6 protein-coding genes and 1 pseudogene are annotated in these 17,112 nt (G+C 42.2%); 6 read left to right on the top strand and 1 reads right to left on the bottom strand.

The genetic code is table 11. The features are described 5' to 3' along the window. Window positions 1–54 precede the first annotated feature (54 nt). Window positions 55–1,260, bottom strand: a complete 1,206-nt coding sequence (locus tag ACX27_RS07680) for an ABC exporter membrane fusion protein (RefSeq protein WP_062290493.1) — start codon at window positions 1,258–1,260, stop codon at window positions 55–57. A 568-nt stretch (window positions 1,261–1,828) separates the two neighbouring features. On the opposite strand from ACX27_RS07680, the gene ACX27_RS07675 reads away from it, so the two are divergent. The 6 genes and pseudogenes from ACX27_RS07675 to ACX27_RS07645 all read left to right on the top strand — a co-directional run bounded on the left by ACX27_RS07675 (window position 1,829) and on the right by ACX27_RS07645 (window position 16,819). Continuing rightward, window positions 1,829–3,169 (top strand): ParB N-terminal domain-containing protein, encoded by a 1,341-nt coding sequence (locus ACX27_RS07675; protein WP_062290489.1) that lies wholly within the window; start codon window positions 1,829–1,831, stop codon window positions 3,167–3,169. A 738-nt stretch (window positions 3,170–3,907) separates the two neighbouring features. After that, window positions 3,908–4,186 (top strand): hypothetical protein, encoded by a 279-nt coding sequence (locus ACX27_RS07670; RefSeq protein ID WP_062290487.1) that lies wholly within the window; start codon window positions 3,908–3,910, stop codon window positions 4,184–4,186. Between the two features lie 359 nt (window positions 4,187–4,545). Further along, window positions 4,546–9,941, top strand: a pseudogene (locus ACX27_RS07665) (beta-ketoacyl synthase N-terminal-like domain-containing protein). Window positions 9,942–10,057: 116 nt separating this feature from the next. Continuing rightward, on the top strand, window positions 10,058–11,788 hold the full coding sequence (locus ACX27_RS07660; RefSeq protein WP_062290484.1) for an SDR family NAD(P)-dependent oxidoreductase: 1,731 nt from the start codon (window positions 10,058–10,060) through the stop codon (window positions 11,786–11,788). A 253-nt stretch (window positions 11,789–12,041) separates the two neighbouring features. Beyond that, window positions 12,042–13,421 carry a beta-ketoacyl [acyl carrier protein] synthase domain-containing protein gene (locus tag ACX27_RS07650; protein ID WP_062290478.1) on the top strand — a complete coding sequence of 460 codons (1,380 nt, stop codon included), beginning with the start codon at window positions 12,042–12,044 and terminating at the stop codon, window positions 13,419–13,421. 101 nt (window positions 13,422–13,522) lie between these two features. Next, window positions 13,523–16,819: a PfaB family protein gene (locus ACX27_RS07645; RefSeq protein WP_062290475.1), complete on the top strand. Its 3,297-nt coding sequence runs from the start codon at window positions 13,523–13,525 to the stop codon at window positions 16,817–16,819. The last annotated feature ends 293 nt before the right edge of the window (window positions 16,820–17,112 follow it).

The following is a 17,112-nucleotide window of genomic DNA, read 5'->3' as shown; positions in this document are numbered from 1 at the left end:
TTATCATTAGTCATTTGTCATTGGTCATTTGTTATTTTGACTATTGACCATTGACTAAATTTGAATAGATACATCCACTTGCAGATTTGTCATTCGAGCTACTTTTTGACTATCTGCGGGGTTATCAATAGAGATTTTGACCTCAACAATTCTGCGGTCGGTATCAGACCTGGGGTTGAGGCTAAAGATGCTTTGTTTGTCAACTTGCCAACCAATTTCTTTGACAGTTCCCTGTAATTTACCAGCGAATGCAGCACTGGTAATTGATGCTTTTTGACCTATACGTACTTTTTGAATATCGGTTTGATATACTTCTGCAATTACATACATTTGCGATATCTTACCGATTTCTGCAAAACCAGAAGTATTGATAACTTCGCCAGTTTTGGCGTGAATTTTGAGAATTCTACCGTCAATAGGAGCTTTAATGTAAGTTAATTCGTAGTCAGCTTTGGCTTGTTTAATTGCTGTGACTGCACTTTTAACTTCTGTTTGCGCGGCTTCAACATCTACAGAACGTACTTCTTTAATACTGCTGAGTCTGGCTTGAGCTTCTTTTTGTTGGTCTTTTAGGGTGTTTTGGATACGAGTCAGTGCAGCTTGAGCTTCTGTGAGTTGTTGTTGGGTGGTTTTGAGTTGTAAGGCTTTGCTGTCTGCTACAGAAGCAGCGATCGCACCTTGTTTGTATAATTGCTGATAGCGATCATTCTCTTTTTGAGCGTTATCAACTTCAGCTTGGATGCGGTTAATAGTTGCTTGTTGAGTGGCAACTTCTCCTTTTAATTGAGATGCTAAATTCGCAATGCTGGCTTTTTGCGCCTCGATATCTCCAGATTTTGCGCCAGCTTTTACTTGTGCTAATTTAGCTTTGGCAACTTGTAATTTATCTAAAGATTGTTGCAGGGCAGCTGTGGCACGTCCATAATCTTCTAAATATGCCAGTACCTGCCCAGCTTTGACTTCATCCCCTTCTTTTACCAACAGTTTTTCCACACGTACACCGTTGATAGAATTAGGTGCAGACAAAAAAGTAACTTCACCTTCTGGCTGCAAACGTCCTAAAGCGGTAACTGCAACTTTTACAGGTGCGGGTTTTGGTGTTGTTGCTTGAGTAGTTTGAACTGCGACACGGTTTGATTTTGGTGCAACAGTGTAAAAAGTTCCTAGCCCAGCCGCAGCTACAGTAATAGAAGCTGCCAAAATTATTTGCCACCGACTCAAGGGTTTTGAAAACAAGTGGCCGTATCTTTTTAGTGCCATATTTTTATTCCAATTGTGCTATGCCAGAAACCTGAAATCCCGATAATTAAGGTGAAGAATGAAGTATAAAAAATCTCTTTCAATTCATAATTCAGACTTCATACTTTTTGTACAGTTCTATGGAAATTGTTGTACGCCTTTAAACCAGAGTTTATTGCTAATTTTGCGGATAAATAACAGAAGGTGCTACTCTAAATCTTTCTCAGTTTTATCTTAATTTCGTATCAAATCCAGTATTCTAAAATACGATAGAGCTAACTAAAAAATTTAAATTTGTGAAAATGAAGCGTTTAGAATAACTGGATAAACTGTGTCTAATTTTTGCAAATTACTTTAATATTGTCAACCAATGGGTGTTGCTGAAGTGAGCTTTTCATGAGTTATTAGGCAATAGGTAATATACAGTATTGGACAAGAAAAATTTGTGACCAAATTTAAGTAATTTTCATCACTCTTTATCTATTTCAGGAACAAAACTCTAGGATTAGACTCACTAATTAGAATTAAACATTTTAATTTTGCGTGTTATCTTGGTTGTTTTATCTGAATTTATATCAAAACAGTAATTATGCCTGAAGTTGCCGTTAATCAAATTCATATAGGTTCTAACCGCCGTCCTGTTAATGCTCATAAAGTTAATGAGTTAAAAGATTCAATTAAAACTAATGGTTTATTAAACCCCATCACGGTAGATCAGAATTTGAACTTGGTTGCTGGCTTGCATCGGCTCACAGCTTGTAAGCTTTTGGGGCTTGAGGTTATTGAATGTCGTATTGTCAATTATCAAGATGCTGACCAAGCGCGGTTGGCAGAAATTGACGAAAATTTGATTCGTAATGAGCTAGAACCCCTAGAGCGTTCAGAACTGTGGTTAGAACGCGACCAGATTTTAGAGCGGATGGGATTACGGGCGAAAGCAGGGGATAACCAACATACTCTCAAAGGTGGTGCAACCATTTCACCACCTCCCAAACGCACTATTGAGTTGGCGAAGGAAGTTGGTTACTCTGAGCGCACCTTTCAGCATGGAAAACAAATTGCTAAAAGTATCCATCCAGATGTCAAACAGATGATTAAAGGTACACCCTTGGCTGATAGTCCCACAATACTATTAAAAATCGCCAGGGCTGGTAGCAAAGAACGCAGTTTAGCCGAAGAAGCACAAAAAGCTTTGGAATTAGCTCAAAAGCAAGGAGATAAACAAGCAGTAGCGCAGCAAGCGCAATTAATTGCAGAAGCTAAGAAAAAGCAAAAAGAGTTACAGACATTAGCTTTTAAAAGTGCTATGGCGGAGAAAGAAGCGAAATCAGCACTGAAAAAGGTGCAACGCCAGGTAGAACAAGTAATTGAGCAACCAAAAATCAATTTAGAACCCGCCATAAAAGTTGGTGAGGAATGGATGCTAGGAAGACATTTGGTTTATTGTGGCGATACTTACACTTCACAGTTTCGGAATTTGTTACCTTCAGATGCAGCACTGGCGATCGCTACTGTATCCTCTACATGGCAACATAATTATTTAGTAGACGAAGCCAGAGTTGTCGCTGTCCTCCGTTCTGAAGGACAAATTTACGATTTTTACAAACATAACAAAATGCCATTTCAATATGAATTGTTAGTAAACAACCTTTATGTAGGCATTTTTTCACATCATTCAATTGCTAAACCGCAATCAACTATTCATATAGAAGGTATTGAAGGGGTTGTCAATTATCTCATCAATTTCTACACCAGTCCCAATAATTTTGTGATTGCCCCGTTTATGGGGCAAGGTGAAATACTTATCGCTTGCGAAAGACTAGGACGCATCTGTTTTATTGGAGATGAAAGTCCTCAATTAGTTAATCGCGGTGTAATGCGTTGGCAACAATGGACTAGCAAGCCAGCGCAAAAAATGGTGGGTGTTTAAATCATTTGCAAGAACTTAGATCCCCGACTTCTTTAAGAAGTCGGGGATCTGGAACACCTCATCTTCTGTAACGTTTTTGGCAGATATACATTTCAATCCTCAAATGTTTGTAATTCATCAAATGTCATCAAATTATTGTTTATAATGCACTTTCTAAAATTTTAATGTTTGCTTGATTAATAACTTATTTCTGTTAGGTTTCGCCTTATTTTAAAAATTCATCAAAAACTTAGTTCATATTATGAGGCTCTGCTGAAAAAACAAGATATATGCTTATGTATTTGTTCATGATTTTTCTACTGAATACCCTGATTTTAGAAATATCTATGAAATTAAGCTGTGGTTTGTGCAGGGTAGGCGATCGCTCAAATTTTCAAACACTAAATATAAGTTTCTAAATATACCTATAATGCAGATTGTATTTAACATCAACATCCATCAAAAGCCAGATTTTTTTCTTAAAATCCCTTGAAGAAATGATTTAGTTTATGTGAAGTGTGCTATTCTTTTTATTAATTCAACTCTTCAAAGCCCAACGGAAACAGAACACATTTATTGTGCTTGAAGATGAGAAACATACTATACAAAGTCGCATCACCATCACCTTGTAACTGTTGATTAATTTCTTCAAATTGCTGTGAAATTCAAAGTAGAGGTGATGTTCTTTCGGTAACGAACTTGTCAACTTTTCTGGGTCGAATTTCGTACAATATATTATCCTGGACGTTGAAACTGGCTATGGCATTTATCAAGATACAGAACGTTGTCATTAATACCAGCTACGTTGCTGCTGTTAGGCTAGATAATCAAACGAGTTTGGGAGAAAAAAGCGTTTCTGTCCTCATGGCTACTCCTAAGTTTCCAGTGTTCCAGTTGGATACTATTGCTCAAAACTTCTACCACTACGAATGGCTTGAATTCACTGGTCAAGCAGCTAACGCGCTCCAAGATTATTTTACCAGTTTCAACAACGTTATTGACTTGCTACCGCAATATCAAGAGAAGTGTGAAGTATGAATTATGAAGTATGTTCGCCCTACAGCCCTAAGGGCATCCTACGGCAGGCGTTCCCGTTCGCGCAGCGTCTCTGTTAGGAGAAGGGTAGAAAGGCTTCATTATGGTGGTGCGAATAAATGTTACTAGGTTATGTCTATAAACTTTACAAATGACAAATGACCAAGGACAAATGACATTTGTACCTGCCTACTTCATTCTTCACCTTGATTTGAATTGTGTAGTGTTTGTTAGGAAAAAAGCATTTAGCCTTCACACATAGGATAGCTAGTTGCTTGTCACAACAGACAGATACTTTTTGACGGGTAACAAAGACTACTGTAGCTTCACAATCCACAGTAATTTAAAACTGTCTATGTCCTATGTCTGCTTATTCAATTGATGCTGCTTTGGCAGAGTTAGAAGCCCAGATCAACAGTTGTGAAAAAACTTTGATTCGGTATATAGAGGAAAAAAAAGATGACGACAGATAAACCAATGTCGATTAACAAACTTAACAGACGACTGGAACAAAATCCTATAGCTATTGTGGGCATGGCTTCGCTATTTGCGAAAGCCAGAAATTTGCGGGAATATTGGCAAAATATCATTAACAAAATCGATTGTATTACTGATGTACCTCCTACTCACTGGAGCGTAGAAGATTATTACGACCCCAACCCCAGAACCCCAGAAGATAAAACTTATTGTAAACGCGGTGGCTTTATTCCAGAGGTAGATTTTAACCCGATGGAATTTGGTATTCCTCCCAGCATTTTAGAAGTTACAGATGTTTCACAGCTACTAAGTTTGGTAGTTGCAAAAGAAGCAATGGAAGATTCTGGCTATGGTGAATCTCGTGAGTTTAGCCGCGAAACAACTGGGGTAGTTCTCGGTGTAGCGATGGCTAAACAATTGGGAATGCCACTGGCTGCACGGTTAGAATATCCAATTTGGGAAAAGGTTCTTAAAAGTAGTGGTTTGTCTGACGAAGACACTAAAAAAATCGTTGACAAAATCAAAGCTGCTTACGTCAAATGGGATGAAAACGCCTTCCCTGGAATGCTGGCTAACGTTGTGGCTGGACGTATTGCCAACCGCTTGAACTTCGGCGGGATTAACTGTGTAGTTGATGCGGCTTGTGCTAGTTCCTTCGGTGCGTTGAAATTAGCGATTAGCGAACTAGTCGAACATCGTGCCGATATGATGCTGACTGGTGGTGTAGATACCGACAACACCATCATGGCTTACATCTCCTTCAGCAAAACCCCGGCGGTTTCTCCTAGTGAAAGTGTTAAACCATTCGATGCTAAGTCTGATGGGATGATGCTGGGTGAAGGTATCGGGATGATTGTTCTCAAGCGTCTAGAAGATGCTGAACGAGACAACGATAAAATTTACGCTGTAATTAAAGGCATTGGTACTTCTAGCGATGGACGCTACAAGAGTATTTATGCACCTCGCAAAGAAGGTCAAGTAACCGCCTTGCGCCGCGCTTACGAAGATGCTGGTTTCTCTCCGGCTACCGTTGGTCTGATGGAAGCCCACGGTACAGGTACAATGGCTGGCGACCCCACCGAATTCGGTTCTTTAAGAGACTTCTTTGGTGAATACGACCAGAAAAAGCAGCACATCGCTTTAGGTAGTGTGAAATCTCAAATCGGACACACCAAAGCGGCTGCGGGTGCGGCAAGTTTAATTAAAACTGCTTTGGCACTACATCACAAAATTTTACCGCCAACTATTAACATTACCGAGCCGAATCCTAAACTCGACATTAACAACTCGGCATTTTATCTTAATACTGAAACAAGACCTTGGATTCGTCCAGAGGGCGAAGCACCAAGACGCGCGGGTGTCAGTTCCTTCGGGTTTGGTGGTACAAACTACCACGTAGTTCTAGAAGAATACGAAGCCGGACAAAATCAGCCTTACCGGATACACAGCACACCCCAAGAAATCCTGCTGTTTGCAGATAACCCAGCGCAACTACTCAGCAAGTGCGAAGCAGATTTATGGAAGTTGCAATCAGAAGGCGGCGAGAGACATTTTTCTCAGTTGGTGCAAGATAGTCAATCTCTAGAAATTCCCCAAACTGCGGCGAGAGTTGGCTTTGTTGCTGAGAACCTGCAAGAAGCTTGCAAGATGCTGCAAATCAGTATCGACTGGTTGAAACTCAAAGGTTCAGCCGCATCTTGGGAACATCCCCAAGGTATTTACTACCGCGCCTCTGGTATGGAGTTAGGCGGTAAAGTTGTCGCGTTGTTCTCTGGTCAAGGTTCCCAATACCTAGAAATGGGTCGTGAATTGGTAATGAACTTCCCTGAGATGCAACGGTTACATGGTTACATGGATAGTTTGTTACTCAAAGATAACTTGCAGCCTCTCTCGGAAATTATCTTCCCTCGCCCGACATTTGAAGAAGCAGAGAAAAATGCTCAAGTTGCAGCACTGCAACGCACAGAATACGCTCAACCTGCAATTGGGGTATTTAGTGCTGGTCTGTATTCCATCCTGCAAAAAGCTGGTTTCAAATCTGATTTCGTTGCTGGACACAGCTTCGGGGAATTAACAGCATTGTGGGCTGCGGGTGTATTAAGTGAGCAAGATTACCTGTTCTTGGTGAAAGCTAGGGGTCAAGCGATGGCTGCACCAGAAGACCCAGACCACGATGCAGGTACAATGTTGGCTGTCAAAGAAGACATCAACAAAATTGAGCCGATACTGAAGCACTATCCGCAAGTATCCATTGCTAACTTTAATTCTCCGACTCAGGTAGTGTTGGCAGGGCCGACCGCAGAAATCGCTAAAGTACGTCAGACTTTGCAAGAACAAGGATACGCGGCTGTACAATTACCTGTTTCCGCAGCCTTCCACACTTCACTGATTGCTTTTGCTCAGAAGTCCTTTGCGATCGCTACTAAATCAGTCAAATTTAATACTGCTCAAATTCCAGTTTTCAGCAATGTTACTGGTAAGCCTTATCCCCAAGACCCCGCAGGAATGCAGCGCATCCTGGAAACTCACCTTGCAAGTTCGGTGCTGTTTAAACAGGAGATTGAGAATATTTACGCGGCTGGTGGTTCTTGCTTTGTGGAATTCGGGCCGAAAAGAATTCTGACTAACTTAGTTAAGGATATTTTAGGCGATCGCCCTCATATTACTATCGCATTGAATCCTAGCACTCAGAAGAATAGCGATCGGTCTCTGCGGGAAGCAGCAGTACAAATGCGCGTCATTGGGATGCAGTTGAAGAATCTTGACCCCTATCAAGTTCAACCTGCATTACCTGCTGAGAAGAAGAAAACCTTGAGTGTGCGTCTCAATGGTATTAACTACGTTTCGGAAAAAACTAGAAACGGCTTTAAGGAAGCTTTGGAGAGTGGACATAAGGTTTCGTTACCTGCTGCACCTGCGCCAGTGGTTAGTGCTACTCCAGAGTTTTCTGAAACGAACCGCCAAGAGCGCGAAGAACGCCAAGAGATAAGAGTTTCGGAGAGTTTAGGTGTAAATCTTCAAGAAATAATCAAACCGGAACCCGCACCTGAAGTTACTCCTATCACTAATATCATCACCGAACCAACACCAGAACCAGAAATGATTCCTGCGATCCTTTCTAATCAACTAGCCCAGGAAACTGATATGCCAAAACCTGAAAACTTGGTAAATTACCAGCGAATGCTAGAAAGCTTAGAGTACTTGCTGACCCAATTCCAAAAGAATCAATCTGATAACTTACAAACTCACGGTCAGTATCTCAACCATCAGATGGAATATACCAAAGCATTCTTCCAACTGATGCAGCAGCAAAACGCTTTGTTCGCTAACGCCAAGTCTTCCCAAGAGGTAGCGCAACTGAAGCTAGTTGTGATGGAAGGTGTGGAACGCAGTATGATGCAGTTTCACAACCAACAAGGTGAAACTCTCCGCATCCATGAACAATATCTTCTGGAACAGGTTGAATACGCTAAAAACTTCTTCAATCTCATTCAGCAACAATATTCACAGTTAATTGCTGGTGGTGTTGCAGTTGAACCAACCCCTGTCAGCGATGCACCTGTACCTGTAACCACCAAAATTGTTGCACCAACTCCAGTAGTGGAGCCTGTAGCGAAAAATGGCAATGGTAACGGTAATGGTCACAAACCTGTTGAAACACCAGTTGCACCAACACCCCAGCCTGTAGCGGTTGCACCTGCACCAGTAATTGAAGCACCTGTTGCACCTGCACCTCAACCTGTAGCGGTTGCACCTGCGCCTTTAATTGAAGCACCTGTTGCTTTCACTCCTGCGCCTGTAGTTGAAACACCCGCACCAGTAGTTCAAATTCCTACACCTCAGCCTGTAGCTGTAGTTAGCGCACCTGTTGTAGCAGCACCTGCGGTTGATGTCTCTGACTTAGATAAAAACTTGCTGGCTATTATCAGCGATAAAACTGGCTACCCAGTCGAAATGCTCGAATTAGAGATGGATATGGAAGCCGACTTAGGTATCGACTCCATCAAACGAGTTGAAATCTTGGGTGGATTACAAGAAATGTATCCTAATTTACCCAAGCCCAACTTAGAAGAATTAGCAGAAAAACGCAGCATCGGCGACATTATTACATATCTGCAAACTAATGCTTCGGGAAATCCTAGTGTTGGAGTTGCAGTGTTACCCGCGCCAGCAATGCCAGAAATGCCAGCCGCTACTACCATACCTGTAGTTCCTGTAGTAACTGCACCTGAGCCAGTAGTAATTGCTGAAACTCTAGTCGCAGAAATTGTAGAAGATACTACAGATTACGCAGACATCGCCCAAACACTGTTAAATATTACTAGCGATAAAACTGGCTACCCAGTCGAGATGCTGGAACTCGAAATGGACATGGAAGCGGACTTAGGTATCGACTCCATCAAACGGGTAGAAATCTTAGGCGCAATGCAGGAAACTTACCCCAACCTACCCAAGCCAAACGTTGAAGACTTAGGTGACTTACGAACTATCGGTCAAATAGTTGATTACCTGCAACGCCTAGTTGCGGGTGAAAAAAAAAAAGCCTGATTCTAACTGGGACTTCCAGCCAGTCCAAGTAATTGATAACGTTGCGCGTCGTCCCGCGCAACTAAAAATCCTCCCGCTACCCGACAGCTTAGAGTTCAGTTTACCAGAGGGACACATCTGCTTAATCACAGATGATGGCTCCCTCACCACCTCCCACGTAGTGCAAACCCTGTGCGATCGCAGTTGGAAAGTAGTAGTATTAAGCTTCCCCCAAGCTATCATCGCGCAACAAGCACCCTTACCTGCTGGTGTAGAACGTATCACCCTTGCAGATATGAGTGAAGAATTACTCCAACATAAATTATCCGCGATCGCAACTAATATTGGCACAATTGGCAGTTTCATTCACATCCATCCACAGGCTGTAGAACAGGACAAAGCGATAGTTAAGCACATCTTCTTTGTAGCTAAACACTTGAAGAAATCCCTTACCGAAACAGCAAATTACACCCGTAGTTCCTTCCTCACAGTAGTGCGCTTAGATGGAGCATTTGGGTTAGAGCATAACACCAATTATGGAGCGATCGCAGGTGGTTTATTCGGACTCACCAAAACCCTGAGATGGGAATGGCCAAAAGTATTTGCTCGTTCAATTGATTTAAGTCCAGCGATAGATGCACAAAAATCGGCTGAACATATTATTGGCGAACTGTGCGACTCGAATCTTTATATCAATGAAGTCGCTTATGGTTCTCAAGGGCGAGTTACTTTGAAGGCTTCCGTAGTTAAGTAAAGTTTCGCGCAAAGGCGCAGAGAAGAGCGCACAGAACAACTCTCTTAAACTCTCATTCCTCCGCGTCCTCTGCGCCTTGGCGGTTCGTTTAAATTCTAAATCTTCAATAAATAAATATGACAACAGCAACCCTGGTTCGTTCCTCATCAGTATTTCTCGTTAGTGGTGGTGCGAAAGGAATCACCTCCCTCTGCGTTAAAAAACTCGCACAACAGCAACCTTGTACATTTATTCTTCTCGGTCGTTCAGAAATATTAGAAGACGAACCAGACTTCGCCAAAGATTGTTTTGAAGATGCTGCATTAAAAAAACGCATCATGGAAAATCTTCTCGCTCAAGGCGAGAAGCCTACACCCATGAGTGTGCAGAAAATATATAACAAAATTGCTTCTAGCCGCGAAATTAAACAGACAATAGCAGAAATTAGAGCAACAGGCGCGAAAGTTGAATATCTGAGTGCTGATGTCACAAATGTTGCCGAATTACAACAAAAACTAGCAGCGACAGTTGCACGTACAGGAGCAATTACTGGCATTATTCACGGTGCGGGTAACTTAGCTGATAAATTAATCGAAAAGAAAACCGACCAAGACTTTGAAAAAGTTTATACCGCTAAAGTTCAAGGCTTAGAAAATCTACTGAATTGCGTTAACCCCAATCAACTAGAACAGTTAGTATTGTTCTCCTCCGTAACTGGATTTTACGGGAATATTGGGCAATCTGATTATGCGATCGCTAACGAAATTCTCAACAAATCAGCGCATCTATTCAAACAAAAGCATCCCAATTGTCACGTAGTTGCAATCAACTGGGGCGGCTGGGATAGCGGGATGGTGACACCAGAACTCAAAAAAGCCTTCGCTGAACGCGGAATTGATATTATCCCCGTAGATATTGGCACACAAATGCTAGTTAACGAACTGCATCCCGCACACCATGACTCCACACAAGTAGTCATCGGTAGCCCTACAATTCGCCCACCCGCACCATTAGATACAGAACTCAAAAGCTACCGCATTCGTCGCCGCATTGTATTAGAAGCAAACCCCTTCTTATATGATCATGTCATCGCTGGTTCTCCCGTATTACCAGCAACCTGCGCCATGTCTTGGATGATTAATGCTTGTGAAGAATTGCATCCAGGCTATCGCTATTTAAGTTGTAAAGAATTCAAAGTTCTCAAAGGAATTACCTTCGCTAATTCCAACGTCAGCGAACACATTCTCGAAGTTCAAGAACTCGCTAAAAAAGAATCTGAATTTGTCGAATTACAAACCACAATCTTAAGTAAAACACCTGAAGGCAAAACTCATTATCACTTCCGCGCCCAAATCAAAATCGTGCGGAAAATGCCAGAAGCCCCCATTTACGAATCAGTAAACCTCACCGAAGATAACATCATCACCGCTACTGGCACAGACTTTTATCAAAAAGATAGCTCCTCATTATTCCACGGCCCAGCATTTCAAAAAATCACCAGAGTCATCAACATTACACCAGAAAAAATTACAGCCGAATGCTACTGGGCATCAATTTCTGCTCAAAAACAAGGGCAATTTCCTATCAATTGGCATAACCCATACGCCAACGATTTAAGCACGCAACCCCTATGGGTTTGGCTAAACCATTTCCATCAAGAAATCTGCCTACCAGGACAACTAACCCACTCCGAACAATTCCGCGCCTTACCTTGCGATGAACCCTTCTACGTTTCCTGCGAAGTCAAAGCAAAAACAGCAACAGGTGTAACCTCCGACTATTACATCCACGACCGCGAAGGTAAAATATATTCTCGCATCCTCGGAGCCAAAGCAGTAATTTGGCCTATGAGAATGATGAATAAATAACCGCCGATCAACGCAGATGAAAGTTCCCTTCACTCTGCGTTTAAAATAGCAATAGTAAACTCATCTCTATTTCTCTGTAACCCTCCTCTTCTTTGCGCCCTTTGCGCTCTTTGTGGTTCGTTAAAAAAATACTCTGGGAAAACACACCTTCCCAACTCTCCGCGCCTCTGCGCCTCTGCGTGAAATAAACTCTTAATTTCCACTCCGGGGAACATCGTAAATCCAAAAGCCCACCCCAACGAGGACAACAACAGTGGAAAAAATAGCCATCATCGGTATATCTTGCCTATTTCCCGACGCGAATAATCCCGAACAATTTTGGCAAAACATCACCGACCAAAAAAACTCAACCTCAGAAGTTACACTTGCCGAAATTGGTGTTGATCCCACAATATTTTACGACTCTGCTAAAGGCAAACCGGAAAAAATTTACTTCCTCCAAGGTGGATTTATTCGCAACTTTCAATTTGACCCCAGCGAATACAACCTACCACCAACCTTAGTAAATAGCTTAGATAATACCTTTAAATGGTCACTCTACGCAGCTAAACAAGCAGTCCAACATAGCGGCTATTTAGGTAATCAACAAGCCCTCGCCAAATGCGGTGTAATTTTAGGAACCCTCTCCCTACCGACAAAACTTTCTAATCAATTATTATCCCCCATTTATCGCCGCACAATTGATGGTGCGATCGCTCAACTTCTCCAAGACCAAGATTTCCATTTAGCAGCCATCCCCCCAACTAGCAAACCATCGCCCTACAACGCGATGATATCTGGTTTACCAGCCGCCCTCATCGCTCAATCTCTCTCACTATCAGGCACTCATTTCTGTATAGATGCAGCTTGTTCCTCAGCCTTTTATTCCATCAAACTAGCATCTCATTACCTACAGACACGCAAAGCCGACTTAATGCTGGCTGGTGCTATTAGTTGCTCTGATCCCCTATTCTTACGAATGCTCTTTTCTGGTATTCAAGGATATCCAGAAAACGGAATTAGCCGCCCTCTAGATAAAGCCTCTCGCGGCTTAATCACCTCCGAAGGTATCGGTATGGTAGTTCTCAAACGCTACAGTGATGCTGTCAGAGATGGTGATAATATCCTCGCCACTGTTTGCGGTAACGGACTATCCAACGATGGTAGGGGTAAACACTTACTCAGCCCCAACGCCAAAGGACAAATCCTAGCTTACGAACGAGCATATCAAGAAGCCCAACTTAGCCCCAAAGAGATTGATTATCTAGAGTGTCACGCTACAGGTACACTCTTAGGCGATACAACAGAATGTAGTTCTGTAGAAAGCTTTTTTGGTGAACATCAAGCATCACCTTTAGTCGGTTCTGCTAAATCAAACGTCGGACATTTGTTAGTAGGTGCTGGGATGGTGGGCTTAACCAAAGCAATTTACAGCCTGAATCATGGTGTGATTCCACCCACTATTAATATTGATGAACCTATCGGTGCAGAAAATACTGTCATTTCACCCAAAAATATTGTTAAAACAACAACACCCTGGCCTAACAATAATTCGACTAAATGCGTAGCCTTAAGTGCCTTTGGTTTTGGTGGAACTAACTCACATATCATTTTGGAAAAAACCGCAAAGGACGCAAAGGACACAAAGAAATAAGAGCTTTAGAGGTTCTTCGCGTAAGCTTCATTTTCTCTTTTTTCCTTTGCGTCTTTGCGCCTTTGCGTGAGGCAAAAAAATATTTGTTTAGGTACTTAGTAATGACACAAGATAATAAAAACAAAATTGCCATTATTGGCATGGATGCCTTCTTTGGTGAATGCAATAACTTAGATGCTTTTGAACGCAGTATTTACGACGGTAAACAACATTTCATACCTCTACCCGAAAAAAGATGGTATGGCATCGACACAGAAAAAGATTTACTCCAAGACTACGGTTTAACTGAAGGCAAACCCCCCGTCGGCGCATATATCAAAGACTTTGAAATTGATACCTTAGCCTATAAGATTCCTCCCAACGAAGTTGAAAAACTCAACCCCCAACAACTATTACTGCTGAAAGTTGCAGAACGCGCCATCAAAGATGCAAACCTACCTGAAGGCGGAAATGTAGCAGTAATTATTGCAGCTGAAACAGAGTTATCTGTCCACCAACTACAGCAAAGATGGGATTTGTCTTGGCAAGTCAAAGATGGTTTGAATGCGGCAGAAATTACTTTACCATCAGAAAAGATTACTCAATTAGAAACCATCGTTAAAGATAGCGTTCACCAACAAGTAGAAATTGGTGAGTATTTAAGCTATATCGCCAACATCATGGCGAGTCGCATTTCTTCACTGTGGAACTTTACCGGGCCTGCTTTCACTCTCACTGCTGTAGAGACTTCGGCTTTCAAAGCTTTAGAAGTCGCGCAAATGCTACTGATGACTGGCGAAGCAGACGCAGCCATTGTTGGTGCTGTTGATTTGGCTGGTGGTGTAGAGAATGTCTTATTACGCAATCAAACAGCCAAGATAAACAGTGGTGTCAATACGTTGAGTTATGACCAAAAAGCCAACGGTTGGACGGTGGGTGAAGGTGCGGGTGTAGTTGTTCTCAAACGCTACGATGTGGCGCAGGAAAATGGCGATCGCATTTATGCCACCATTGATGCTATCAGTATCGGACAATCCCTCGTTAACTCCGCTAACGAAGCCTTCTATAGTGCAGGTGTACAACCTTCTCAAGTGAAATATGTAGAGGTTTGCGCCAGTGGTATTCCCCAAGAAGACGAAACCGAAATTACAGGTTTATTGCAAGCATATCCATCGGTAGGTCATGGTTTGCACTCTGCTATTGGTAGCGTTAAAGCCAATATCGGACACACTCAAGTAGCTTCGGGAATTGCCAGCTTAATCAAAACAGCGTTGTGTCTTTACTACCGCTACATTCCTGGTACGCCTAACTGGTCTGGTGTGAAAACACCCCAACAATGGGAAGGTAGTTCTTTTTATGTGGCTACAGAGTCTCGTCCTTGGTTCTTGGGTAAAGACTCTGACCGTCGGATAGCTGCAATTAACGGTCTGGGTTGTGATGGTACTTTTGCTCATGTGATTATCTCGGAAGACCCCACCCAAGAAGAACGCCCTAGCAGATATTTGGAACAAATGCCATATCATCTGTTCCCGATAGCAGCTAACGACAAAGACAGTATTTTTGCGGCTCTAGATAGTCTGCAAAAGAGCATTGAAGCTAGTTCTTCTTTATCAGAATGTGCTAGTCAAGCTTTTGCTACATACAAAGCAAACCCCCAAGCGCAATACGCCATCGCCATTAACGGACGGAACAAAAAAGAACTCCTCAAAGAAATTGAATCGGCGCGTAAGGGTGTCAAAACGGCGTTTGAAAAAGGCACAGACTGGCAAACACCTATAGGTAGTTATTTCACACCGAAACCTCTAGGAAAGCATGGTGAGATTGCTTATGTGTATCCGGCGGCGGTGAATTCATACGTAGGTATGGGTCGAAATCTCTTCCGCCTCTTCCCCAGAATCTTCAACGACTACATGGTGAAGAGTCTGCATAAGCGGGTAGCGGATGTAGAACTACGAGTTTTTCCCAGAAGTTTGAGTAAGTTATCCCTCAGACAGCTAGAGACTCTAGAAAAGCAATTGCTAGATGATTCTTTAGCAATGTTTGAAGCGGAAATGTTTTTTACCAGACTGCTCACCACGGTTATCTGTGATGACTTTCAAGTTAAGCCAAAGTATGTATTTGGCTACAGCTTGGGTGAAACAAGCATGATGGTAGCGCAAGGAGTTTGGAGTGATTTCTTTCAAGGTAGTAACTCTTTCAACTCCTCGGCATTGTTTGGGAATAGGTTATCTGGGCCGAAAAATGCGGTACGCGAGTTTTGGGGCTTACCAAACGCGGATAATTTAGATAAAAGCTTTTGGGGTAACTTCGTTTTGATGGCTAGTCCTGAGCAAGTGCAGGAGGCTATCAAAAACGAGCCGCAAGTTTATCTCACACAAATTAATACACCGGAAGAAGTCTTAATTGCTGGTGAGCCAGCCGCTTGTAAGCGAGTCATTTCTGCCTTGGGTTGTAACTCTTTCGTAGCTCCCTTCGATCACGTTATCCACTGTGAAACGATGCGATCGGAGTATGGAGAGTTAGTCAAATTAAATACTTTGCCATCCCAGAATCTAGCTGGTGTAACCTTCTATTCTGCGGCTGAATATCAGCCTATTGTACTAGAGAGTGGTGCGATCGCTCGCAGCATCGCCACCGGACTTTGCCAACAATTAGACTTCCCCCGCCTAGTTAACCGCCTCCACGACGACGGCGCGAGAATATTCATCGAAGCTGGTGCGGGTGGAGTTTGTTCACGCTGGATTGATAAAATTCTCGAAGACAAAGATCATATCACCGTCTCCCTCAACCGCCGGGGTATGGATGACCACACTACTATTGTCAAAGCACTAGCAAAACTTCTCAGCCATCGCGTAGCTGTAGATTTATCACCACTCTACAATCTCACACCTGCACCTAAACAAAATAAAGCCACCTTACGCACTGTTACCGTCGGTGGTAAATCAATAACCGCTAGTATTTTGACCGAAGAAAATCGCCAACTTTTCCAAGATTTAGCCGGTAAAGCACAAGGTATTCAAGCTGAAAATCTGCATTCAAATATACCATTGCCAGATGAAATTGATATCATCAAATCGCTGCAAGATACTCATAAAATCTTAGGCAATGATATTTTGACTCAAAATACAGAAGTTTCAATAAAAAATATCATTGAACACGGTTTTGCAGCAGAGGAAAAAGTAGAATCTTCTGAGTTAATCGCCACACCAACACAAGCATCTGCTACCAATCAAGATTTAGATACCCTAATCAGAATGCTGGAGTTAAATACCTCTCACTGTCAAAAGCTGAATGCTAATAATGCTCGGATAACTCAAGCACATACAGCTTTTTTACAAGCGCGGCAAGATTTTAGTCAGCAGATGCGTGAAATTATTCAATTGCAATTAGTTTGCGCGGAAGATTTGCTTAAAGAATAAGCTTGAATGCACGTTACCTCATGGTTTAAGGATAAAGTGTTAAAGCTTTATTCTTAGACCTTTCTTAAGAAATTCAAATTATAGCAATTCTACTTGAGTAATGAAAAAAATCTTTTAACGAACCGCAAAGTACGCAAAGTTCACAAAGCTAAAAAAGAGCATCTTAGTGAGTAATTAAAAATCCTCTCTCATCTCTCTTCCCTTCGCGCTCTTCGTGTCCTTTGTGGTTCGTTTCAAAAAATAATTCACCTAACCACAACAATAAAATTCGCAATTAACAATCCGAGGGATAA

Source organism: Nostoc piscinale CENA21 (assembly GCF_001298445.1).
GTDB lineage: Bacteria > Cyanobacteriota > Cyanobacteriia > Cyanobacteriales > Nostocaceae > Nostoc_B > Nostoc_B piscinale_A.
This window is presented reverse-complemented; position numbering and strand designations above follow the sequence as displayed.